At 55.3% G+C, this 23,193-nt stretch carries 26 protein-coding genes and 1 pseudogene; 7 read left to right on the top strand and 20 right to left on the bottom strand.

Annotated elements, in window-relative coordinates; all coding sequences use genetic code 11:
• The first annotated feature begins 107 nt into the window (after positions 1–107).
• Together I3V23_10385 and I3V23_10380 are read left to right on the top strand one after the other, a co-directional pair.
• Positions 108–869 carry an electron transfer flavoprotein subunit beta/FixA family protein gene (locus tag I3V23_10385; GenBank protein ID QPI84978.1) on the top strand — a complete coding sequence of 254 codons (762 nt, stop codon included), beginning with the start codon at positions 108–110 and terminating at the stop codon, positions 867–869.
• Entirely contained in the window at positions 869–1,795 is a 927-nt protein-coding gene (locus I3V23_10380) for an FAD-binding protein (protein ID QPI84977.1), read from the top strand. The genes I3V23_10385 and I3V23_10380 overlap by 1 nt, the downstream gene beginning before the upstream one ends.
• Before the next feature lie 61 nt (positions 1,796–1,856).
• Here the strand turns inward: I3V23_10380 and I3V23_10375 are convergent, their stop codons facing one another.
• Complete coding sequence (locus tag I3V23_10375; protein ID QPI84976.1) at positions 1,857–2,681, bottom strand: hypothetical protein; 825 nt, start codon at positions 2,679–2,681, stop codon at positions 1,857–1,859.
• Between the two features lie 233 nt (positions 2,682–2,914).
• Between I3V23_10375 and I3V23_10370 the strand changes: the two genes are divergently transcribed.
• Positions 2,915–3,790, top strand: coding sequence for a 3-hydroxybutyryl-CoA dehydrogenase (locus I3V23_10370; GenBank protein ID QPI84975.1), 876 nt, complete (start codon positions 2,915–2,917; stop codon positions 3,788–3,790).
• Here the strand turns inward: I3V23_10370 and I3V23_10365 are convergent.
• The 7 genes and pseudogenes from I3V23_10365 to I3V23_10335 form a co-directional block, all read right to left on the bottom strand.
• Positions 3,787–4,554 carry a lysophospholipid acyltransferase family protein gene (locus tag I3V23_10365; protein ID QPI86789.1) on the bottom strand — a complete coding sequence of 256 codons (768 nt, stop codon included), beginning with the start codon at positions 4,552–4,554 and terminating at the stop codon, positions 3,787–3,789. The two genes, I3V23_10370 and I3V23_10365, sit on opposite strands and share 4 nt — an antisense overlap.
• Positions 4,555–4,742: 188 nt before the next feature.
• A complete protein-coding gene (locus tag I3V23_10360; GenBank protein QPI84974.1) occupies positions 4,743–5,021 on the bottom strand; it encodes an HPr family phosphocarrier protein in 279 nt (92 codons plus the stop codon).
• Positions 5,018–5,410, bottom strand: a complete 393-nt coding sequence (locus I3V23_10355; protein ID QPI84973.1) for a PTS fructose transporter subunit IIA — start codon at positions 5,408–5,410, stop codon at positions 5,018–5,020. The genes I3V23_10360 and I3V23_10355 overlap by 4 nt, the downstream gene beginning before the upstream one ends.
• Positions 5,411–5,430: 20 nt before the next feature.
• Positions 5,431–6,360: an RNase adapter RapZ gene (gene rapZ, locus I3V23_10350; protein ID QPI84972.1), complete on the bottom strand. Its 930-nt coding sequence runs from the start codon at positions 6,358–6,360 to the stop codon at positions 5,431–5,433.
• A 78-nt stretch (positions 6,361–6,438) separates the two neighbouring features.
• The gene (locus tag I3V23_10345; GenBank protein QPI84971.1) at positions 6,439–6,930 is read right to left on the bottom strand and encodes a serine kinase; all 492 of its coding nucleotides are present in this window, start codon (positions 6,928–6,930) and stop codon (positions 6,439–6,441) included.
• Between the two features lie 3 nt (positions 6,931–6,933).
• Positions 6,934–8,658 (bottom strand): annotated as a pseudogene (locus I3V23_10340) (sensor histidine kinase).
• Complete coding sequence (locus tag I3V23_10335) at positions 8,659–9,360, bottom strand: response regulator transcription factor (protein ID QPI84970.1); 702 nt, start codon at positions 9,358–9,360, stop codon at positions 8,659–8,661.
• 336 nt (positions 9,361–9,696) lie between these two features.
• Between I3V23_10335 and I3V23_10330 the strand changes: the two genes are divergently transcribed.
• Positions 9,697–11,295, top strand: coding sequence for a phosphoenolpyruvate carboxykinase (locus tag I3V23_10330; protein ID QPI84969.1), 1,599 nt, complete (start codon positions 9,697–9,699; stop codon positions 11,293–11,295).
• Positions 11,296–11,353: 58 nt separating this feature from the next.
• Here the strand turns inward: I3V23_10330 and I3V23_10325 are convergent, their stop codons facing one another.
• Positions 11,354–12,124, bottom strand: coding sequence for a sulfite exporter TauE/SafE family protein (locus I3V23_10325; protein ID QPI84968.1), 771 nt, complete (start codon positions 12,122–12,124; stop codon positions 11,354–11,356).
• Here I3V23_10325 and I3V23_10320 point away from each other — a divergent pair.
• From I3V23_10320 to I3V23_10310, 3 genes are all read left to right on the top strand, one after another.
• The gene (locus tag I3V23_10320) at positions 12,123–12,329 is read left to right on the top strand and encodes a hypothetical protein (GenBank protein QPI84967.1); all 207 of its coding nucleotides are present in this window, start codon (positions 12,123–12,125) and stop codon (positions 12,327–12,329) included. The two genes, I3V23_10325 and I3V23_10320, sit on opposite strands and share 2 nt — an antisense overlap.
• Entirely contained in the window at positions 12,308–13,990 is a 1,683-nt protein-coding gene (locus tag I3V23_10315; protein QPI84966.1) for an acyl-CoA dehydrogenase family protein, read from the top strand. The genes I3V23_10320 and I3V23_10315 overlap by 22 nt, the downstream gene beginning before the upstream one ends.
• Positions 13,991–14,055: 65 nt before the next feature.
• Entirely contained in the window at positions 14,056–14,355 is a 300-nt protein-coding gene (locus I3V23_10310) for an META domain-containing protein (GenBank protein QPI84965.1), read from the top strand.
• On the opposite strand, the gene recO is transcribed toward I3V23_10310, so the two are convergent.
• From recO to folK, 11 genes are all read right to left on the bottom strand, one after another.
• A complete protein-coding gene (gene recO, locus I3V23_10305) occupies positions 14,346–15,068 on the bottom strand; it encodes a DNA repair protein RecO (protein ID QPI84964.1) in 723 nt (240 codons plus the stop codon). The two genes, I3V23_10310 and recO, sit on opposite strands and share 10 nt — an antisense overlap.
• Positions 15,069–15,090: 22 nt before the next feature.
• On the bottom strand, positions 15,091–15,423 hold the full coding sequence (locus tag I3V23_10300) for a DUF1491 family protein (GenBank protein ID QPI84963.1): 333 nt from the start codon (positions 15,421–15,423) through the stop codon (positions 15,091–15,093).
• Entirely contained in the window at positions 15,420–16,331 is a 912-nt protein-coding gene (gene era, locus I3V23_10295; GenBank protein ID QPI84962.1) for a GTPase Era, read from the bottom strand. Before era ends, I3V23_10300 begins: the two co-directional genes overlap by 4 nt.
• A 63-nt stretch (positions 16,332–16,394) precedes the next feature.
• On the bottom strand, positions 16,395–17,084 hold the full coding sequence (gene rnc, locus I3V23_10290; GenBank protein QPI84961.1) for a ribonuclease III: 690 nt from the start codon (positions 17,082–17,084) through the stop codon (positions 16,395–16,397).
• Entirely contained in the window at positions 17,081–17,869 is a 789-nt protein-coding gene (gene lepB, locus I3V23_10285) for a signal peptidase I (protein ID QPI84960.1), read from the bottom strand. Before lepB ends, rnc begins: the two co-directional genes overlap by 4 nt.
• 126 nt (positions 17,870–17,995) lie before the next feature.
• Positions 17,996–18,448, bottom strand: a complete 453-nt coding sequence (locus I3V23_10280; protein QPI84959.1) for a holo-ACP synthase — start codon at positions 18,446–18,448, stop codon at positions 17,996–17,998.
• Positions 18,445–19,188, bottom strand: a complete 744-nt coding sequence (locus I3V23_10275) for a pyridoxine 5'-phosphate synthase (GenBank protein QPI84958.1) — start codon at positions 19,186–19,188, stop codon at positions 18,445–18,447. Before I3V23_10275 ends, I3V23_10280 begins: the two co-directional genes overlap by 4 nt.
• 36 nt (positions 19,189–19,224) lie before the next feature.
• Entirely contained in the window at positions 19,225–19,869 is a 645-nt protein-coding gene (locus I3V23_10270) for a DUF2062 domain-containing protein (protein QPI84957.1), read from the bottom strand.
• A 50-nt stretch (positions 19,870–19,919) separates the two neighbouring features.
• Positions 19,920–22,073: a bifunctional (p)ppGpp synthetase/guanosine-3',5'-bis(diphosphate) 3'-pyrophosphohydrolase gene (locus tag I3V23_10265; protein ID QPI84956.1), complete on the bottom strand. Its 2,154-nt coding sequence runs from the start codon at positions 22,071–22,073 to the stop codon at positions 19,920–19,922.
• A 12-nt stretch (positions 22,074–22,085) separates the two neighbouring features.
• The gene (locus I3V23_10260; protein ID QPI84955.1) at positions 22,086–22,439 is read right to left on the bottom strand and encodes a DNA-directed RNA polymerase subunit omega; all 354 of its coding nucleotides are present in this window, start codon (positions 22,437–22,439) and stop codon (positions 22,086–22,088) included.
• 94 nt (positions 22,440–22,533) lie between these two features.
• Positions 22,534–23,133 carry a 2-amino-4-hydroxy-6-hydroxymethyldihydropteridine diphosphokinase gene (gene folK / locus I3V23_10255; protein ID QPI84954.1) on the bottom strand — a complete coding sequence of 200 codons (600 nt, stop codon included), beginning with the start codon at positions 23,131–23,133 and terminating at the stop codon, positions 22,534–22,536.
• Positions 23,134–23,193: the final 60 nt, after the last annotated feature.

Genomic DNA, 23,193 nt, shown 5'->3' with positions numbered 1-23,193 from the left:
CAGATGCCGCTTTTGGTCTGTTGCCGCAGGGAATCAGCGATTACAACAACGTCTGAATAATCGCGCTGCGGCGCGTGATCGAAATGCTTTAACTGGAGAACGTGCGGATGAAAATTCTGGTGCCGGTCAAGCGCGTGATCGACTATAACGTAAAAGTTCGTGTCAAAGCGGATGGCTCGGGTGTTGATCTCGCCAATGTGAAAATGTCGATGAACCCGTTTGACGAGATTGCCGTGGAACAGGCAATCCGCCTGAAAGAAGCGGGCAAGGCTGAGGAAGTGGTGGTTGTGTCCATCGGCGTCAAACAGGCGCAAGACACATTGCGCACCGCTTTGGCCATGGGGGCAGATCGCGCGATCCTTGTAGAAGCCGCCGATGATGTGCATCAGGATATCGAGCCTCTGGCCGTTGCCAAAATCCTGAAAGCTGTGATTGCAGACGAGGGCCCAAGCCTTGTGATTGCAGGCAAGCAGGCCATCGACAATGACATGAACGCAACCGGTCAGATGCTTGCCGCCCTTCTGGGATGGAGCCAAGCCACCTTCGCCTCTGCCCTTGAGGTCGAGGGCGACAGCGCCACTGTGACCCGCGAGGTTGATGGCGGCTTGCAGACAATTAAAGTCAAAATGCCCGCAATCGTCACGGTTGACCTGCGCTTGAACGAGCCGCGTTACGCGTCACTGCCAAACATCATGAAGGCGAAGAAAAAGCCCCTCGATGAAAAAACGGCGGCAGATTACGGCGTGGATGTGACCCCGCGTTTGACAGTGATCAAAACGACCGAGCCAGAAACCCGCAAGGCGGGCATCAAGGTGGCTTCGGTTGAAGAGCTTATCTCGAAACTTAAAGACGAAGCGGGGGTAATCTGATGGCGGTTCTTCTTCTTGCAGATGTCACCAACGGCCAGCTTGCCGTTGATCAGGTGTCCAAGGCCCTGACAGCCGTATCTGGTTTGGGCGATGTTCATATTCTGGTTGCAGGCGAAGGTAGCGATGCCGCTGCTGCAGAGGCCGCGACCCTTGCAGGCGCATCCAAAGTAATCTTTGCGGGCGATCACGGCTTTTGCCACATGTTGGCCGAACCCGTTGCCGATTTGATCGTGTCGATGGCGGGTGGCTATAGCCATATTGCTGCTGCGGCGACCTCGGACGCAAAAAACGTGCTGCCCCGTGTGGCCGCTTTGCTGGATGTGATGATCATTTCCGAAGTTGTGGGCGTTGTGGATGCCGACACGTTCGAGCGCCCCATTTACGCGGGCAACGCCATCCAAACGGTAAAATCAAACGACAGCGTGAAGGTCATGACCATCCGCACCGCAGGGTTCGATGCCGCCGCCACTGGCAACTCAGCCCCTGTTGAGGCCCTTGGCACAGCCGCCACAACAGGCCTGTCTCAATGGGTTGAGGATAAGGTGGCTGCTTCGGATCGTCCCGAACTGACCTCTGCAGGGATCGTTGTTTCTGGCGGTCGCGGCGTTGGCAGCCAAGAACAATTCGCCCTCATTGAAGGACTGGCCGACAAGCTGGGCGCTGCGGTTGGTGCAAGCCGTGCAGCGGTCGATTCTGGCTACGCCCCCAATGATTGGCAGGTGGGCCAGACGGGTAAGGTTGTCGCGCCGGATCTCTATGTTGCCGTTGGTATCTCAGGTGCCATTCAGCACCTTGCAGGTATGAAAGACAGCAAGGTGATTGTGGCAATCAACAAAGACGAAGAAGCCCCCATCTTCCAAGTGGCGGATTACGGGCTGGTTGGGGATTTGTTTGATGTCGTGCCTGAATTGACAGGCAAGCTCTGATCCAATCAAACTTGGCTCTAAAGACCCGCGCCCCGAATTTGTGGCGCGGGTTTTGTTTTTTCTAAAGCTTGAGGATTTTTTCTGAGAGATCACGCGCCGCGCGGACATGGATGTCAGGCCCAAGCAAAGCACGCGCTATTTTCTCTTCTCCCAATCCAAAAAACATACCCCGCGTTGGTTTTTGTTGCTCCTCACGCGTTGTCACGCAGATCGTCAATGAGGCCGCTTGCGCAGCAATTTCTTCCAACATTCCTTTGGTGACGAAAAGCGGGTCTGCCCCCAACTCACGGCAATAGCCCGTTTCCGCAGGAGGGCGGTGCCCGATCCATAGCAAGTGAACTGGACAAATGGCGCGGTTCAAAAGGCTGCGCATACGCGCCATCCAAGCCATCTTTAATTCATCCACAACGATCTGAAACCGATCTTCGGAACAGGTTAAAAGATGTTCCAACATATGGCGCGAGAAGTGGAAATCCGTGAAATCAACCTCGCGATAGATTACCCGCAATATGTCAGAGGGTTGCAGGAACCTATCATTGCGGCGTGGATGCACCTGATAAAAGCGGTTGGTCAGGTGATGCGCACCTGTAATTTGCAACACAATCGCCTCGGCCCTACTCATCGCATCGGCGATAGCCCCATCGCCAAGCGCCAATTCCAACCCCGCATTCATTGCGGCCATATTCGCCACGGGGCGCCCCAACATCGCCGACAAGCGGTCAGGATAGGGCTGCGGCACGAATTTGCCGAATGTCTCAGAGCCGCCCAAACACAGCAAAAACGGCTTGGTTAGATCAATTTGCGGCCCACGAAACCGCATCTGTGACCCCTCATAGGTCACAAGTTTATAATCGAGGGGGCCATGCCCCTTGAAGGCAAAGCTCATTGCCTGCTCCCACCTTGATTCGTCTCACCCAACGGAAAGAATGGCCAAAGCCTCTTACGAATTCCCTAACCATCAGATTTTACGAGATTTTATGTTGATTTTTGAATGGTCCTGCAGCTTTGCATTCTCAACTGCTGCACCGCTTTTGCGCGGTTACGGCTTGTGTCTTTGGGGCTTCGCCTTTTATGGTGCGGCGTGCAAAGACCACGCGTTTTCAAGACAAAGGTTCAGCGATGGAAATCAGCAAAATCGGCATCGTAGGCGCAGGCCAGATGGGCAATGGCATCGCGCATGTCTGCGCCTTGGCAGGTTATGAAATCTGGCTGAACGATGTCAGCCAAGATCAGTTGGACAAGGGCGTAGCGCTGATTGACCGCAACCTTGAGCGCCAAGTGAGCCGCGAGAAAATCTCGGCCGCAGATAAGGCAAATGCCTTGGCGCGCATCCATACGACATTGCACCTCTCTGACTTGGGCAAAACTGATCTCATCATCGAGGCCGCGACTGAACGCGAAACTGTGAAGCAAGCCATCTTCGAAGATCTGCTTCCACATTTGCAGCCGCATACGATTTTGACATCCAACACCTCCTCTATCTCCATCACGCGCTTGGCCAGTCGCACGGATCGGCCTGAGAAATTTATGGGGTTCCACTTTATGAACCCTGTGCCCGTGATGCAGTTGGTTGAACTGATCCGCGGCATCGCAACAGATGACGAAACCTTTACGGCATGTAAGGCGGTCGTGGATCGCCTTGGGAAAACATCGGCCACAGCAGAAGATTTTCCTGCGTTCATCGTTAATCGCATCCTGATGCCGATGATCAACGAGGCGGTTTATACCCTCTACGAAGGTGTCGGCAGCGTGCAATCAATTGACGAGTCGATGAAGCTTGGCGCCAATCATCCAATGGGGCCGCTTGAATTGGCGGATTTTATCGGTTTGGACACCTGCCTTGCCATTATGAATGTCTTACATGATGGATTAGCCGATACGAAATATCGGCCTTGCCCGCTTTTGACCAAATATGTCGAGGCAGGGTGGCTAGGACGCAAGACCGAGCGTGGCTTTTACGATTATCGGGGCGAAGTGCCCGTGCCCACCCGCTAGGGCCTAGACATAAATCGCGCGTCAGGGTTGTCTTTCAAAGACAAAACATGCTCCCGCAAATCGGCCATAAATTGACGCGGGGAGGCGCTGGCCTCCTTCCAGTCTTCTGGTAGGATCGGGTGCCCGATTACAGGGGCCTGCGGTTTATCAAACGCATGGGCCACCTCATGCAGCAAAAGACCCTGCCGCAAAATGGGCGAAATCCGATTGGCAATTTGATACCACCGCGAATTTGATCCAGGGAAATTGAGCGGCAAAATTGTTGCCCCCGATGTGCGGATCATCTTTGCGGTAAACACATTCCATTCCGCTTCAACCGCAGGGCCAAAGGCGGTTTTTGCGGCGGCGACCACCCCTGATGGGAAAAGCGCAATCAAACCGCCCGCCTTGAGATGACTCATCGCTTTGTCGCGCATTTCAACCATTTTGCGCTGGGCCTCGGATTCATGGGGAAACGGCACGGGGATCATGTATTGAGCCGCGCTTTCATCAATCCCAGTCAACAGCGCGCGGGTCAAAATGCGGTAATCTGGCCTTTTGCGCCCGATCAGATCAGCCAAGATCATGCCATCCACCAAACCATGCGGATGATTGGCCACCAACACCACGGGCCCTGTTGCGGGAATACGGTCAAGCTGTGCCTCTGGGGTCAGCAAATCAATGCCCATGACCTTCATCGTAGCAGGCCAAAACTCCTGCCCTTTCGGGGCACCAAGTTTTTCAAATGCACGCACGCGGCGGATGATCGTGATCTTGCCCGTCATCCATTCTATCGCCCGAATAATCGTGCGTGTGACGGGGCTGTCGAATGTGTTGGAGTAGGTCAGGCTGCGCCGATCATAGACGGGGCCTTGCGGCACTTCGGCCGCCACGATGGGCGCTGCGCCAGATTTTGTTTCTGTCGTCTCAGTCACGCAGTCTGTCCCCTCCAGCCGCCTGTCGCAAACGGGCCTTAACGGCCTTCGCCAAATTTATCTGCGACAAGCTCCGTCAGCGCCTCTGCCAGAGATTGCGCTTGAGTGCCAGTTGTTTCAACCTCAATTTCAGTGCCAATCGAGGCAGCAAGCATCAAAAGGCCCATAATCGAGTCGCCCGAAGCAGAAATGCCATCTTTGCTCACTGTCGCTTCGGCATCGAATTTTTCGACTGTTTCGACAAATTTCGCAGAGGCCCGCGCGTGTAGGCCTTTTTCATTCACGATTTTCAGAACGCAGCGTACCGTCTCGGTCATTCAGGGGTTCCATCAAAGCTGTTGATATAGCGCCGCCCCGCCTCGGTGGCGCGCGCCACCGCTTGATCCAAGGGCAAATGGCGCGATTTGGCCAATTTGATCAGCATCGGCAGATTAACGCCGGTCAGAATTTTGCGGTTGGCACTGCGACACGCGGGCAAGGATAAGTTCGAGGGTGAACCACCATACATATCGGTGACCACAACCACGCCATAGCCAGTATCCACGGCATCTGCGGCGGCAGAAATATCACGTTGGCAGGTGGCGCGATCATCTTCGGGGCCGATGGGAATCGCGCGGGCCGCGTGAACAGGCCCCACCACATGTTCAGTCGCGGCCAACAATTCGCGGGCCAATCCACCATGTGCAACGATAACAATCCCTATCACCCGCAAGACCCTATTGTATTTCAGGGCGTGGCGATGAGGCCGCGCCGCTCCAATTCTCTATGACGTTTTGACACTTGCCAGCCCGCTTGTGCAAGGTGGCTTACGATGATTTCCGTCATTGCAACAGAGCGGTGTTGCCCCCCCGTGCATCCAAACGCAACTGTCAGATGCGTTTTTCCTTCGTCAACATAAGCAGGAAGGAGCGTTTCAATCAGTCCCAAGACTTGGGTGGAAAAGGGTGCGAACCGCGGATCTTTGGCAATGAAATCGCGCACGGCTTGGTCGCGCCCATCAGATCGGCGCAGATCATCGTGCCAATACGGATTTTCCAAAAAGCGACAGTCAAACACCATATCGGCGCCAGTCGGCAGGCCGCGCTTGTAAGAAAAGCTTTGGATCGTCAGCGCCAAGCGATGCGGGGTTGTTGCGCTAAAATGGCGCGCAATCTCCTCGCGCAACTCATGCGGGCTGAGGGTGCTGGTATCGATCAGGCTTGTGGCGCGGGCGCGCACGGGGCTAAGCAATTCCTTCTCACGGCGTATGCCTGTCAGTGTATCCTCAGCGGGGGCCATTGGATGACGCCGCCGCGTCTCTGAAAAGCGGCGAGCAAGAACATCATCGGCGCAGTCGAGATAAACCAGTTCGGATAAAACCTGCTCATGCGCGGCCAATCCATCGACCGCAGCAATCAATGCCTGTGCGGAGAAATCGCGGTTTCGTGGATCTGTGCCCAGCGCCAGAGGCCGCGTTAAAGGTGGGCCTTCCAAGAGGCGGGGCAAGAGCGACAATGGCAGGTTATCAATCGCCTCGTATCCCAAATCCTCTAATGTATGAATGGCGCTACTGCGGCCCGCACCAGATGGCCCTGTAACAAAAACCACCCGTTGCGCCTCGTCATCTCCTGAGGGGCGCTTGTGCTTTGGGTGGCCTGTTTTATCTTCGCGATCCATCGGCTTGGCACTTGTTAAGGACGGGTGGCATTGGCGCTTGTTCACAACTGTAGCGCAAATGGGCTGCGATCCAAGCGATTACGCGAGCGGGGCGAAGCCATGTCGCAGGGCGTGAACCACCGCGCTGGTCTGCGGGACGCGCGCATTGACACCCAAAAGACGCGCAAAATGCCCGCGCCACATCGCCATGCGGGTGGCAGGCAGGCGTGGCTGCGGCATATCTTGCAGATATAAGACAAGCGCAAGGGCGGCCTGATCCACCAATGGCCCCGCATTCAAAAGCCCAATCCCCCGCGCCTCAATCATCGGCAGGCGTTCAGGCGGCGCGCGCAAGCTCAAACCTTCGGTATCGGCCTCAAGCAGGATCGCGTCATCGCAGATCAGCTCTGCACCAAACGCTATCAAATCAAGCGCAAGCGAGGATTTGCCTGCACCAGATGCCCCCAAGATAAGAACCCCCCGCCCTTCATACGCCACCGCCGTGGCGTGCAAACGCAGCGCAGCACCATGCATATGGCCAAACTGCGCCAAATCGAGCGCATTGGCGAAATCCCCACGATCCTCAGCCATAGATTAAATCGGCAAGCCCACGATGAACCGCGCACCAAGCGGGTCGGAGGTGACATCAGCCTCAGTGGGGCGAATATTTTCAGCCCAAATCACCCCACCATGCGCCTCAACAATCTGCTTGGAAATCGCAAGGCCGAGGCCCGAATGGTTGCCAAATTGTGCTTGGGGCCGCTCTGAATAGAAACGGGTGAACACTTTCGTCAGCGCGTCATCAGGAATGCCTGGCCCTGTATCTTCTACCACCACCAAAATGCGATCCTCTCTTTTGCGCGCCCAGATGCGGACAGCATCCCCAGCATCGCAGAAAGACAAGGCATTGGACAAGAGGTTGACAAAGACCTGCGCCAAACGCCCCTCTAGCCCAGTGATCAGGATGGGCGCATCTGGCAAATCCGTGATGAAACTTACATCTTTCGCGCGCGCCTCGCCCGCGTGATAGTCGCAGATGTTGCGCAAGGTTCGCAGAAGATCGAATTCTTCTTCTTCCTCCTTTACCAAATCAGCATCTAATCGCGAGGCATTCGAAATATCTGACACAAGCCTGTCCAATCGTTGCACATCATGGGTGATCACCTCATAGAGCCTGCTGCGCTGATCATCCGTATTGGCGCGCTGCAAAGTGCTGACCGCTGACCGCAAACTGGCCAATGGGTTTTTGATCTCATGGCTGACATCTGCGGCAAACTGCTCGTTTGATTCAATCCGATCATAGAGCGCGCCCACCATACCACGCAGGGCCGCAGAGAGACGGCCTATTTCATCTGGCCGCCCCGTCAGATCAGGGATGCGCACACGGGTGGGGCTAAGCTTGCGGGCATTTTTATCGCGGCCCAGTTCGGCGGCATCGGCCAAATCGGACAGAGGGTTGGCAATGGTTGAGGCCAAGACAAGCGACAAAACAATCGAAATCAACAATGCCACAACAAAGAACTGCAAAAGCTGTTCACGTTCTGCGCGCACCAGATCATCCACCTCACCTGCCGCGGTGCTAACGGCAACCACCGCGGCAATACCCGCACTTCCGTCAACGGCGCTGACGGCAAGATAAATTGCACCATCAGGCGATTGCCCGCGGCTTAAGACCGTGGCCCCAGACAGCGCCTCAGGGATAAGGGCCTGCGCCTGTGCCTGAACATCAAGCGGCGCGGCCCCGCCCGTGTCGCGGGTGATCAGGTCGGCCGTCTAGTCCCAAAGACGGTTGAGAAAATCCGTGATCCACATGATCCGTTCGGGGCGCTCAACCAATCCCTGCACAGGTCGAGCGGGGTTGACGGAGATGTCGCTGCTGCTGCTTAAGACTGTTCCATCGGGTGCAAAAATATGAACAAACAAACCTTCGGCCAGACCAATGCGTGCCAATGCCTGATCCGCGCGGGACGGGTCTATCGTGCCGCCAAAACTCGCGATACGTTCCTCTAAGACATCGGCAATGAGCTGCGCTTTGAAGGCAAGCGCACGCTCGCGCTGCAATACAAGGCTGTCACGAAACGGGTTGAGATAGAGCATCCCCGCCACCAGCACGACAATACCCAAAAGATTAAACAGAATGATCTTGCGCGCCAAAGGGGATCGGTTCAGCGCGAAAACGCTGCGCCGATCACGGGCAGCGCGCAGTTCTTGTTCCACGACAATTTCTGGCTTTTCCCAATCCTCGCCTAAAACCACTTCAGAGCGCGGGGTATCGCGCCCTGAGGGATCGGAAGTCGAAAAGTCAGAGGTCAGTGTCATCTATTCCTCATTATAGCGGTAGCCGATGCCGTAGAGGGTTTCGATGGCATTAAATTCATCGTCTACTTCGCGCATCTTTTTGCGCAGTCGCTTAATATGGCTGTCGATGGTGCGATCATCGACATAGACCTGATCATCATAGGCCACATCCATGAGCTGATCGCGGTTTTTGACAAAGCCTGGCCGCTGCGCGAGGGCCTGAAGCAGCAGGAATTCGGTCACAGTCAAAGAAACATCCCGACCCTTCCATTTCACCGCATGGCGGAGGGGATCCATCGTCAATTCGCCCCGCACCAAAATCTGGCTTTCTTCAGGAACGCCCGTTGCATCCGTGGCGATTGCCTCTTGGCGGCGCAGAATAGAACGAATGCGTTCTACCAAAAGACGTTGAGAAAATGGCTTTTTGACATAGTCATCCGCACCCATGCGCAGACCCATCAATTCGTCAATTTCATCATCTTTTGAGGTTAAAAAGATCACGGGGATGTTTGATTTTTGCCGCAAGCGTTGCAGCAAATCCATGCCATCCATACGGGGCATTTTGATATCCAACACAGCCAATTCGGGCATCCGCCTGTTGAACCCATCAAGGGCCGATTGGCCGTCATTATAGGTTTCGACCTCAAACCCTTCTGCCTCCAATGTAATAGAAACAGAGGTCAGGATGTTACGATCGTCATCCACAAGAGCAATCCGCGACATTGTCTTGGCTCCTTATGCCTGCTCAATTTATATTTATTTTTTGTGTATAACACTTTTTCTGAGCGAGAGAATCAATCGAAATATTTCGAATCACGGTTTTTCTGCGGCCAGAATGTGGCATCTGCGTGTGAACGAACCGTTAGCGCCTCAACAAATCGGGCGAGTTCGACAAAATTTGTCCAATCGGGGAAATGGTTGCGCTAACTGTGCGGATGCGTCCTGTTCAGTAATAAAACCGTCATGTTATACGGGGCTTACGCGGGGTTGAGTGCAGCTCTGTTCCCGCGTTGATTTTCATCACTGCCGAGCAGCATCGGCACAGGAGCATAAGAGAACATGAGCACAGGACGCGTGAACCCCGCCCATCGGCTGGAGCATCAAGGCATTTCGGATCTGGGCCAGGTTCACTATAATCTGCTTGAACCTGCACTGATTCAGGCCGCTTTGACCCGCAATGAGGGTCGCCTTGGCAACGGCGGCACTCTGTTGGTCAGCACGGGAAAATATACGGGCCGCTCTCCTAAAGATAAATTTGTTGTCGCAACCCCGTCGGTCGAGCCGCATATCTGGTGGGACAACAACGCCCGCATGGAAATGGATGCCTTCGATCGCCTCTATTCCGACATGGTCGCGCATATGAAGGGCGGCGAATATTTCGTGCAAGATCTCTATGCCGGCGCGGATGCAGACCACCGCCTTGATGTGCGCGTGATCTCGGAGTTGGCATGGCACAACCTGTTCATCCGCCACCTGCTGCGCCGCCCATCGCGCACAGAACTGGACAGCTTTGTGCCCGAGTTTACAATCATCAATTGCCCCAGCTTTAAGGCGGATCCTGCGAAACATGGCTGCCGCACGGATACGGTGATCGCGCTGAATTTTGACAAAAAACTGATCTTGATCGGTGGCACCGAATATGCGGGCGAAAACAAGAAATCGGTTTTCACCTTGTTGAACTATCTCTTGCCTGAGAAGGGCGTCATGCCAATGCATTGCTCGGCCAATCACGCCACGGGCAACCCTGATGATAGCGCGGTGTTCTTTGGTCTTTCTGGCACAGGAAAAACCACGCTTTCCGCTGATCCTGCTCGCGTCTTGATTGGTGATGATGAGCATGGATGGTCAGAAAACGGCATCTTCAATTTTGAGGGTGGCTGTTACGCCAAGACCATCAACCTGCGCAAAGAGGCAGAACCAGAAATCTACGCCACGACCCATAGTTTCGGCACTGTGATCGAAAATATGGTCTATGACGAAGAAACGCTTGAGCTTGATTTTGACGATGCAAGCCTGACGGCAAACACCCGCTGCGCCTATCCGTTGGAGCAGATCTCAAACGCGTCCGACACAGGGCTTGGTGGGCATCCGAAAAATATCATCATGCTGACCTGTGATGCTTTTGGTGTTTTGCCTCCGATTGCGCGCCTGACCCCTGCGCAGGCGATGTATCATTTCCTGTCAGGTTTCACCTCTAAGGTTGCCGGCACAGAGCGCGGCGTGACCGAGCCAGAACCAACCTTCTCAACTTGTTTTGGCGCCCCCTTTATGCCGCGCCGCCCTGAGGCCTATGGCAACCTTCTGCGCGAAAAAATCGCCACTTACGGGTCGACCTGCTGGCTTGTGAACACGGGCTGGACGGGCGGGGCCTATGGCACAGGGTCGCGTATGCCCATTAGAGCAACACGCGCCCTTTTGACCGCGGCACTGGATGGGTCACTCAATCAAGGCCAATTCCGCAAAGACCCCAATTTCGGCTTCGAAGTGCCTGTCAGCCTTAAAGGGGTAGATGATGCCCTGCTTGATCCACGCAGCACATGGTCAGATGCCGCAGCCTATGATGCGCAGGCCGCAAAATTGGTTGGGATGTTCGCCGATAACTTTGCGCAATATGTGCCCTACATAGACGAAGACGTAAAAGCAGCAGCGATCAGCTAAACCTCATCGCAAGAGCAAGGCTTCGAAAACCGCCCCCGACACTGGGGCGGTTTTTTTATCAGCCCATCAAACCACGGCGCACCAAATTGGCCCCTGCCACAAGTAGAACGACCAATGTGATCTTGCGAAATTTGACGGGATCAAGCCGATCAGACAGCTTAAACCCCACCTGCATGCCCAGAAAGGCAGGGATGAGCAGCGCCACCGAAAACGGTGCCGTGGTCAGGTTCAGCACCCCTGAGGAAAGATGCCCCGTCAACAGGCTGACCGACCCCAGACCATAGACCACACCCTGCACCAACATTTGGCGGGCCTTTGGGGTATCAAGGGCAATGAGATAAAGAACCGTGGGCGGCCCCCATGTGCCTGTCAGCCCCCCCAAAGCCCCCGCCAAAGTGCCGACACCCCATTCCGCCTTGCGGCGGTGCTGCGGTGGAATGTGAAATTTGATGCCCATCAACTGGATCAGGGTTAACACCACCACAGGCAAACCAAGGATCAGATACATCGTTTGGGTTGGTATGACGGTCACAAATTGCGCAACGATAACGATCATCACACAGACGATCAGGATATACCGCCAATATTCCTCAAACGCCGTTTTGGCCTCAGCCCATCCATAACGGGCCACCTGCAATCCGTTGGAAAGGACGATCGGGAAAATGATGCCTGCAATCGCCAATTGCGGCTCTAGAAACATCGACAGACCCGAAATCATGATCAAGGGCATGGCAAAGCCAACCGCACCTTTCACGAAACCTGCTGCAAAAGTCACGCCAAGGGCGAGGGCGAAAGCCCAATATGGCATAAGGTGTAAGAAATCTGTCATGGCTGCTCCCTGCCTTGGTCAGGGTATTGCGCACATCCAACACCAAAACAAGCGCGACATTTTAATTCTTTTCGATGCATTTTTTCGAATTAATGTTGCGCTGCATCTGCAAAATGATTTAGAAGCAGGTGCAGAATCGAAAGATAAGCTTGCCCTTGCGCACCCTCAATTTGGAGAGACGCTATGCCCCGTGACGCCGAAATGACCGCTGCCCCTGTGATCTTGGCCAATCTCACCGCTTTGACAGCAGAGGCCCTGCCCCCAGTCGAGGCGGTTTTGGCCCGTGCCAAAGACGCCGTGCGCGATTTGGTGACAGTGGACGGGAAAATCTCAGGCGCGGCGATTGAGGCGGAACAGACTGCTGCCCATGGTCTGGCCTGGCTTGCCACCTATGTTGAGGCGCTGCGCCAGATGCAAACATGGGCCGAACTCTTGGGCAGTGAGGGCAAGTTTGGTGATATTGAACAATTAATCTTGCAAATTGCCTTTGGCGAATATCTGGCCCAACTTCAGGGCGGGATTGCTATGAACCAAGGCGAAGTGCTGCGCCTGTCTGAACTTGGGCTTGGGGACGCAGATGCAAATCTTCTGAAAACGGATGCAATCGCCACATTGGTCACACGAGGCAACACCCAAGCAGCCCGTTTGCGCCTTGTTGAGTTGATGCAGGAACGCGCCGCAGAAATCACTGTTGGCGCTTCAGGCCTTGAAGATGAATTGGAAATGATCCGCGAACAATTCCGCCGCTATGCGCTGGAAAAGGTCGAGCCTTTCGCACATGACTGGCACCTGAAAGACGAGCTGATCCCCCTCTCGGTGATCGAAGAGCTGGCAGAGATGGGCGTGTTCGGCCTCACCATTCCAGAGGAGTATGGTGGCTTTGGCCTTTCCAAAGCGGCGATGTGTGTCGTCTCGGAGGAACTTAGCCGCGGATATATTGGTGTGGGGTCCCTTGGAACGCGTTCAGAAATCGCGGCTGAGTTGATCCTTGCTGGGGGAACGGATGAGCAAAAGGAAAAATGGCTGCCCGCCTTGGCAAGCGCGGAGAAGCTGCCAACAGCCGTGTTCACCGAACCCAACACTGGCTCAGACTTGGGCAGCCTGCGCACCCGCGCGGTCAAGGATGAGGCGGGCAATTACCGCATCACGGGTAACAAGACATGGATCACGCACGCGTCACGCACCCATGTCATGACCCTCTTGGCCCGCACTGACCCCACGACCACCGATTACCGTGGCCTGTCGATGTTCTTGGCTGAAAAGACACCGGGCGATGACGAAAACCCCTTCCCCACCGCAGGTATGACGGGCGGCGAGATCGAGGTATTGGGTTATCGAGGCATGAAAGAATATGAACTTGGCTTCGACAATTTCGAGGTGAAGGGCGAGAACCTTTTGGGCGGCCAAGAGGGGCAAGGCTTTAAGCAACTGATGCAAACTTTTGAAAGCGCGCGCATCCAAACCGCTGCCCGCGCCATCGGCGTGGCACAATCCGCATTGGATGTTTCGATGCAATATGCCCAAGATCGCAAACAATTCGGAAAATCCCTAATCGAATTCCCGCGTGTTGCCTCAAAATTGGCCATGATGGCCGTAGAAATCATGATTGCGCGGCAATTGACCTATTTCTCCGCTCGCGAAAAAGACAATGACCGCCGTTGCGACCTTGAGGCAGGAATGGCCAAATTGCTTGGCGCACGGGTGGCATGGGCCGCCGCGGATAACGGATTGCAAATCCATGGCGGCAATGGGTTTGCGCTTGAATATAAAATCAGCCGTATTTTGTGCGATGCCCGTATCCTCAACATCTTTGAGGGCGCGGCAGAGATCCAAGCTCAGGTGATTGCGCGCCGCCTTCTTGGCTAATCATGCGCGCCTTGAGGGCATGTGCCGCCCTTCTGGCACTCGCCGCCTGCAATGAAGACAAGCCCATGCCCCCTGTCGGGGCATGGGTATTGCAGTCTGATCCAAGCATAACCTTGGAGGTGGACGCAGAATTTAACTTTTATGGTCAAGGCCCCTGCAACCGTTATTTTGGTCGGTTCGAAGTGGTGGAAACTGGCCTCAGGTCAGGCCCAATTGGCGCTACGCTGATGGCCTGCCCCAATCTCGACCAAGAATTCGCCTATTTCAGCGCCCTTGAGGCGACCCGCAGCACGGCTGTGGAGGATGGGCAATTGGTTCTGCGCAGTGCTGAGGGCGCAGCCCTCGTTTTCAGCCCTCAGCCTTGACGGTTGAGGATATCCACCAAGCGCCCACGCGCGGCGGGAAGTGGGCGATCCCCCAAACTGGGGGCCAAATGATTGGCCAAGAAATGCCCTGTCAGGCGCAAGCCTGCTTGCCGTTCAGCGTGATCAGCGGGGCCAACCCCCTGCAAAAAACGCGGCAAGGGCAAAAGGCGATCTGCCCATTCACCCGCCGCATCGCGCGCCACAGCGCGCCCTGTGCGCGGCGACACATAGGCCAAATCCTGCGACACGCCTGTGCGGGCGCAGTGGCTCAGATCAAGGCCAAAGCCCAACTCAGACAACAGCGCCAATTCCCATTGCACATAGGCATCGAGCCAATGATCCGCACCAAGCCCATCCAACAGTGCAAGGCTATGTGCATAAAGCGCGGGGTAGGCGCTGCGTTCAGGCAGGGCAAAAGACAAAAGGGCGCAAACCGCGTTGAGCCCTGCAAGCTGCACAGGGTCGCTCATTACAGGGGCCGCGCGCGCGATCAAAGGCTCGATTGTGAAGACGCCCATATGATCCGCGAGGCGCGCGCGCCATGTCGCCTGAAGCTGCGTGCCAACTTGCAAATGGGCGGCCATTTTGCGAGAGGCGCCACCCCGCAAAACGCCCACGAAACGGCCCTGCTCTGCCGTGAAAATTTCAAGGATGGCGGCAGATTCCCCATGGCGCCGCGCCGCGAGCAATACACCTTCTGCGTGCCATTCCATCAGATCAGACCCTTTGCTGCGGCTAAAGCAATCCCTCTTGATCTAGCATATGCCGACCCGCACGATCTTCCACCTCAATTACCCAAAGATCAGGGTCAAATTCGCGCTGTTTGGTGATGGCTGCATCGACCTCCGCCTCTGGCCCTTGCGTCAGCACATCCCAGACCCGCGCACCGGTCTCTAGATCAAACCCACGATGAAACAAGGAGGCGGTGCCATCAAGCAAGGACAGCTTAACCAAGACCGCACCCGCATCACTATCACCCCGCGCCACGACAAAGGCGGGGATCTCGGACAAAGACAGCCGCCGCAGATAGGCTTGAACCCAAAACTCTGCGCGCAGACGGGGGGTCACTTGGTGTTCCCGTCCTTAAAATCGAGGCCCATTTCTGAATAGCGCTCAGATTCTTCGAGCCAATTCGGGCGCACTTTAACCTGCAAAAATAGATGCACCTTGCGGCCAAGAAACTCGGCCAATTCTTCGCGCGCGGCGCGCGAAACGGCCTTAATTGTTTCGCCCCGATGGCCCAACAAAATGCCCTTATGTCCGTCACGGCTGACGTAAATCACTTGATCTATGCGCGCGCTGCCATCATCGCGTTCCTGCCAGCTCTCGGTTTCCACCGTCAATTGATAGGGCAATTCTTGATGCAGGCGCAGGGTCAGTTTCTCACGGGTCATCTCTGCCGCGATCATGCGCATTGGCAAATCCGCAATCTGATCCTCAGGGTAAAGCCACGGCCCCTCTGGCATCTCTTGCGCCAACCATTCGCGCAAATCGCCCACACCATGGCCGCGCTCTGCGGAGATCATAAAGGTTTTCACAAATGGAAAAGCCGCGTTGGCCTCTTCGGTCAGCTTCAACAACTGAGGGGCCTCAACACGGTCGATTTTGTTTATCGCCAAAGCGATCTTCCGACCCGAGGCCTTTTCAAGCAAACCGCTTAAGATTTCCTTGACCCCTTCGGTCAATCCACGATGGGCCTCGATGAGCAGGACAACCACATCCGCATCTGCGGCCCCTGTCCAAGCGGCCGCGACCATCGCCCGATCCAAACGGCGGCGCGGCCGAAACAGACCAGGCGTGTCGACAAAAACAATCTGGCTGTCGCCCTCAAGCGCCACACCACGAATACGCGCGCGGGTGGTCTGCACCTTATGGGTCACAATTGAAACTTTTGCCCCGACCATATGATTAAGCAAGGTAGATTTACCTGCGTTCGGCTCACCAATAAGGGCAACAAATCCAGCGCGGCTGGTCATAGGCAGTTCCTTTTTTCAACGATCTTTGGGCATAGAGGGAAATCAGCCCTAGCGCCAGACGCATTAAGCGGAACCACCCTCGAGGGCGGCAAGCAATTTTTTTGCGGCTTCTTGTTCGGCGTGGCGCTTGGCTTTGGCACTAGCCTGCGCGGCCTCGCCCGAACTGAGCGTCACTTCGATGGTGAAGGTGGGGGCATGATCTGGCCCTTCACGGCTTAGCTCGGCATAGCGAGGCAAGCCTTTCCCCTTGGCCTGCGCCCATTCCTGCAAGGCGGTTTTCGCATCGCGGGCATCATCGGCCACAGTATCGGCCTTGCCCGCCCAAAGACGGCGGATCAGCCCACGCACTGCGTCATAACCTGCATCCAAGTAAACGGCGGCAATCACAGCCTCCATCGCATCGCCCAAAAGGGCATCTTTGCGGCGCCCCCCCGTCATCATCTCGGATTTGCCCAATTTCAACACCGCGCCCAAATCTACGCTGCGCGCGACTTCGGCACAGGTTTCCTTGCGCACAAGTGCGTTAAAGCGGGGGGCCAATTGCCCCTCTGGCGCGTCTTGATCCTGTTCGAGCAACAGCTCAGCAATGACCAATCCCAACACGCGATCCCCCAAGAATTCCAAGCGTTGATTATCCGCACGGGTCGGAGAGGAGAGCGAAGAATGGGTCAAAGCCCGCAAAATCAATTCGGGGCGGGAAAAGCTATGCCCTAAACGGGCGCAAAACTCATCAATCTCACGCGATAATTTCACTGTAATGCTCTAAAAAACCGATCACTGCGCCATGTCCAGAAATAGACCATGCGATCCCCTGCAGAAGAAAAGATCACCCGATCTGCGCGACCCAAAAGATTTTCAACAGGCACGAATCCAACCCCGCCAATAGAACGTGGGAAACGGCTATCTTGAGAGTTGTCACGATTGTCGCCCATCACGAAGACATGACCCTCGGGCACGGTAAATTCGGGGGTGTTATCCGCGAAGGAGCGATCATCAATATTTAACACCGCATGCGATACCCCATTGGGAAGCGTTTCAATCGCGCGGTCTTTTTCGCAGACCCCACCCGCCCCAACAGGCGCATTGGAACAGCGCGGCAGGTGGCCCAGCGGGCCTTGTGGCTCAAACGCCTCCACGAAAGGTGCTGTTGGCTCTTGTGGGACGGGCGTGCCGTTGATGATCAACTGGCCGTCTTGAACTTGGATCACATCCCCGGGCAGACCAATAACACGCTTGATGAAATCTGCATCATTGGTGGGATGGCGGAATACGGCGATATCGCCACGCTCGGGCAATGTCTCGAAGATGCGGCCCGAGAAGGGACACATCGAGAAAGGGCAGCTGTGACGCGAATAGCCATAGGCCATTTTATTCACAAACAGGAAATCACCGATCAGCAACGTGTCTTTCATCGAGCCTGACGGGATCCAAAATGGCTGAAAGAACAAGGTGCGAAAGACACCTGCAATCAGCAGCGCGTAGACAATCGTTTTGATCGTCTCGCCGATTCCCTCTTTTTTTGCCTTATAGCTTGCCATGCGTTTTGCCCCATCCGCTAAAAAATCGCGGTGGCCTTCGCCTGTGGCACCCTTGTGTCGCATCGCGGCAGGATTGCCAAAACGTCAACCGACCCACGCCCCTCATGGGCCGCGCGCGCCCTGCTGTCAAGCAAGCGAACGGTTTGGCGGGGTTGGCATAGCGGGAAGTTGCGCAGATATCCCATCTGGCAGCGCCTCGATCACCACGAATGCCTGCGCCCATGGGTGATCATCGGTCAATGTAACGTGGATAACGGCATCATACCCTTCTGGGGTCATTTCGTTGAGCCGCTCTTGCGCCCATCCTGTGACGTGCATCACGGGCTGGCCCGTTTCCAAATTCGTCACCGACATATCGCGCCACGCAATCCCCATGCGCAGCCCCGTTCCCAGTGCCTTGGAACAGGCCTCTTTGGCGGCCCATCTTTTGGCGTAAACCGCAGCGGGGTTTTGCATGCGTTCGGCACGTTTTTGTTCATGTTCGGTGAATACGCGGTTGCGGAACCGATCACCAAACCGATCAAGCGCACGTTGGATGCGTTCGATATTTGCCAAATCCGTTCCGATGCCCAAAATCACGCGCGGGCCTCCTCCATCAGGCGGCGCATTTCACCAATAGCGGCAGATAACCCTGTAAACACCGCCTCGCCGATCAAGAAATGACCAATATTCAATTCGCGCACCTCTTTGATGGCCGCAATCGGGGTGACTGTCTCATAATTCAATCCGTGCCCCATATGCACCTCAAGGCCCAGATCAGCCGCCTGTTTTGCACCTGCAATCAAGCGGGAAAGTTCGGCTTTGTGGGCCTCCATCTCACCCTCGGCGTGGTAATCGCAATAGGCCCCCGTATGCAGTTCAATCACAGGCGCCCCAATGCGCGCGGCTGCCGCAATTTGCTGCGGGTCTGCGGCGATGAACATCGACACACGGATACCGGCATCGCGCAAAGGCGCAATGAATTCCGCAAGGCGCGCCTCGTCCCCTGCCACATCAAGGCCACCTTCGGTGGTGCGTTCTTCGCGCCGCTCAGGAACGATACAGGCGGCATGCGGGCGATGAGACAGGGCGATTTTTTGCATCTCTGCGGTGGCGGCCATCTCGAAATTGAGCGGGGTTTTAATCGCCGCCATCAGCCCCGCGATATCTTCGTCCCGAATGTGACGGCGGTCTTCGCGCAAATGCGCCGTAATGCCATCAGCCCCCGCCGCTTCGGCCAAGAGGGCGGCCCGCACAGGATCAGGAAGCGCACCACCGCGCGCGTTTCGCAATGTTGCGACATGGTCAATATTGACCCCCAGCCTAAGATCGCGGGTCATCTGGTGCCTCCCACCCATTGGACAATGAAAATTAATCTAGCGTTTTGCGGCCGAAGTGCCAGCCTGTTCGCGGCGTTTCTCAATCTTCGCTCTGCGCTTGGCAATACGGCGCTTTTGATACGCACGGATCAGAGGCACACTGATAAAATAGGCCAAGATTGATGATAAAATCCCTGGAATAATCGCCCCAATCATCCATGGGAAAAATACCGTGTCATAGAAAATCTTGAGTTCATGCCAATGCGCGGGCGCCCCTGAGAAGATCGACCACAGGTTATGCAGCAAATCACCCGCCGCCCCCCGAAACCGCGCAATCAACCCTGCATTCACATCACTGCGCATCGTTGAGCCAAGCATGAAATGCCCTGTTTCAAGCGAGATTATCGCAATCGGCACATAGGTCAGCGGGTTGCCGACAAAAGTCGCCAGAAGCGAAGCAATCACATTGCCCCGCAAAATCCATGCAAGCAGAGCTGCGATGAAAAAGTGGAACCCGAAAAAGGGCGCAAAGACAGCAAATACACCAGCGGCAACACCACGCCCGATCGATTCCGCCGATCCCGGCAGGCGGTTCAGACGATGGGTGACATATTGGAAGGCACGCATCCATCCGCCACGCGGATAGACCCATTCGGCCACAATCCGAAGCAAGGGTCGCTGATCCCTTCGCTTAAACACCACGGATTGTTCCTCTCCCTTACTCGCGTAGCTACACCCGCGCCGTGTCGGGTCTAAGGACGCCTTTCTACATCTCGATAACGGCCAAGCTTGGCGACATCGCTATCAGCCTCCAATGCCATCATCACCGCATGCAGATGTTCAGCATCCCTTACATCAACATCAATTAATAAACGAAAGAAGTCTGGCTTTCGGTCGATAAAATGTAAATCAGAGATATTGGCATTTTGTTCGCCAATCAATGTGCAGATTCTTCCCAAAACACCGTTAAAATTCGAAATCGTCACGTTGATCGTGACGTTATGCACCGCAGCGTGCCGACCTTCTGACCAATGCAGATCAATCCAACGCTCGGGCGCGTTGTCGAATTCAGCCAAAGATTCGCAGTCAATCGCATGAACCATTGGCCCACGCCCGCGATAGGTGATGCCCACAATCCGTTCACCTGGCACAGGCTGGCAACATTGGGCACGCTGCACATCTGACCCCGAGGGCAAACCAATCACAGCCCGCTTTTGATCGACATCGACAAAATCACCGCTGGTGGCGAGTTCTGGATAAAGCTTGGTCACCACATCGCGCGCCGAAATTTCAGCAGATCCGATCCGCGCCAAAACCTCGTCACCATCTTCGAGGCCAAGCGCCTTGGCGGCTGTGTCCAAGGCCTTGGGGGTGGATTTCTTATTGGCATGCTCAAACGCCACCCGCGCCAATTCGCGCCCCAATTTGATATAACGCCCCCGATCCTCTTCGCGGAGGCGGCGGCGGATTGCGGCCTTAGCACGGCCTGTCACCACAATATCAATCCATGTGGCCTGCGGGCTTTGACCTTCGGCGGTCACAACCTCGACCGATTGGCCATTTTTCAGGCGTGTCCAAAGCGGCACGCGAATGCCATCAACCTTGGCCCCCACGCAAGAATGGCCAATGCGCGTGTGAATCGAATAGGCGAAATCCAACGGGGTCGCCCCGCGCGGCAACTTCACAACATCCCCTTTAGGCGTGAAGCAAAACACTTGGTCGGAATACATTTCCAACTTCACATGTTCGAGGAATTCATCATGGTCCTCGGCCATCTCAAAGCGTTCTGTCAGCGTGGACAACCATTTTGCAGGATCAACCGCAAACGGGTTCGCCGCGCGCACCCCGTCTCGATAGGACCAATGCGCCGCGACACCAGATTCAGCAACTTCGTGCATCTGGCGCGTGCGGATTTGGATTTCAACACGCTTACCATCTCGCCCTGAAACAGAGGTATGGATCGAACGATAGCCGTTCGACTTGGGCTGGCTGATGTAATCCTTGAATCTTCCCGGAACAGAACGCCATCTTTGATGCATCGCCCCTAAAACGCGATAGCATTCATCCTCTGTCTCAACGATGACGCGAAATCCGTAAATGTCAGACAAACGCGAAAAGGCGAGGTCTTTTTCCTGCATTTTGCGCCAAATCGAAAAGGGCTTTTTGGCACGGCCATAGACATCGCCAGAAATGCCATGCTTAGCTAAAACGGCTTCGATATCATCGGTGATCTTTGGGATCACATCGCCCGATTCTTTCTGCAGGGTCAAAAAGCGGCGCATGATCGAATTGCGGGCTTCGGGATTGACCACGCGAAAGGCAAGGTCTTCCAACTCCTCGCGCATCCATTGCATCCCCATACGGCCTGCAAGCGGCGCGTAGATATCCATTGTCTCGCGCGATTTTTGCAGCTGCTTTTCGGCGCGCATATGGCGGATGGTGCGCATATTGTGCAATCGGTCGGCCAGTTTCACGAGGATCACGCGCAGATCCTTGGACATGGCCATGAACAATTTGCGGAAGTTCTCAGCCTGCTTTGATTCGCGATTGGATAGCTGCAAATTGGTCAGCTTGGTCACGCCATCGACCAATTCCGCAACATCCGTCCCAAAACGGCTTTCCAGTTCGGAATAGGTGCCCTTGGTATCTTCGATCGTGTCATGCAGCAGCGCCGTTGCGATTGTGGCATCGTCCAGCCGCATCTCGGTCAGGATCGCGGCCACCGCAACAGGGTGGGTGAAATAGGCCTCACCCGATTGGCGCATTTGCCCCTGATGCATATCCTGCGCATAGGAATAGGCCCCCCGCAGGAGGGCCTCATTGCATTTTGGATTGTAGTTTCGGACAAGACTGATCAGATCATCGGCATCGAGAAGGCCGCTTCGATCTGATCCATTTCCGTCCATAAATCGCCTGTTTTAGTTCTGCCCCTGCGCTTCAAGCAGGGCACGCAACATCTGTTCTTCAGTCATATCATCCGCTTGTGGACGATCCTGATCGGCGCTTTGCAACAATGTCATCGTGTCTTCTTCAGGCTCATCAACCTCAATCTGAGTTTGATGCGATTCAATGAAACGCTCGCGCAGGCCATCTGCGGATTGTGTCTCTTCTGCAATCTCGCGCAACGCAACGACAGGATTCTTGTCATTGTCGCGATCCACAGTAAGCGGCGAGCCAGACGCCATTTCGCGGGCGCGATGTGCAGCAAGCATCACCAATTCAAAGCGGTTGGGAACCTTGTCTACGCAATCTTCTACCGTCACGCGGGCCATACTAAACTCTCCAAGGCTGATTAAGGGAGGGGCGCAAGCCTCGTAAATAGTCAGACCGCCCCCGAAATACAAGTGCAAAAGACCGCACGCGCCCTCACAGTGGATTGATCTCACGACACTCTTCGGGCGACAATTTTGCGCGCAATTCAGAAACCGTTTCGCCAAGGATCGGGTGACACCAATTTGGGGCAACATCACAGAGCGGGATTAAAACAAAGCCGCGCTCAGCCATGCGGGGGTGAGGTAAAATCAATTGATCAGGCGCGCGCGATTGCGCCTCTTTTGTCGAGAGATTGGCCCAAACTTGCCATGTGTCTGGGTCTGGCAAAACCAAATTGCCGAGGCCCAAAAGATCCAAATCCAACCCACGCGCGGCCCAGCGTTGTGAACGGCTGCGGCCAAAATCGGCCTCTATAGCATGCAGCTTTTCCAGCAGCGAATTTGGGTCTAATGGCCAGTCACAGGAGATCGCCGCATTCACAAAATCAGGGCCAGAACCTGCAGGAAATGCAGGGGTTCGATAGAGTTGGCTCAATTTGAAATCGCCACCACCCTGTGCGGTCACATAGTCCCGCAACTGTGCAATCGCACGATCCAAAACCACGCGCGGCGCCTGCCCCTCGACAGGTAGATTTGAGCCAAGCGCGACAAGTGCTTTGCGCGGCTCCGCATTAGAAAGGAAAGCTTGCGCCAAATGATTTATCCCCTATTTTGCTCTGCATTGCTGATCGTGATATTTTGACGAATTATTCAA

The organism is Rhodobacterales bacterium HKCCA1288 (genome assembly GCA_015693905.1).
Classification (GTDB): domain Bacteria; phylum Pseudomonadota; class Alphaproteobacteria; order Rhodobacterales; family Rhodobacteraceae; genus M30B80.
This window is presented reverse-complemented; position numbering and strand designations above follow the sequence as displayed.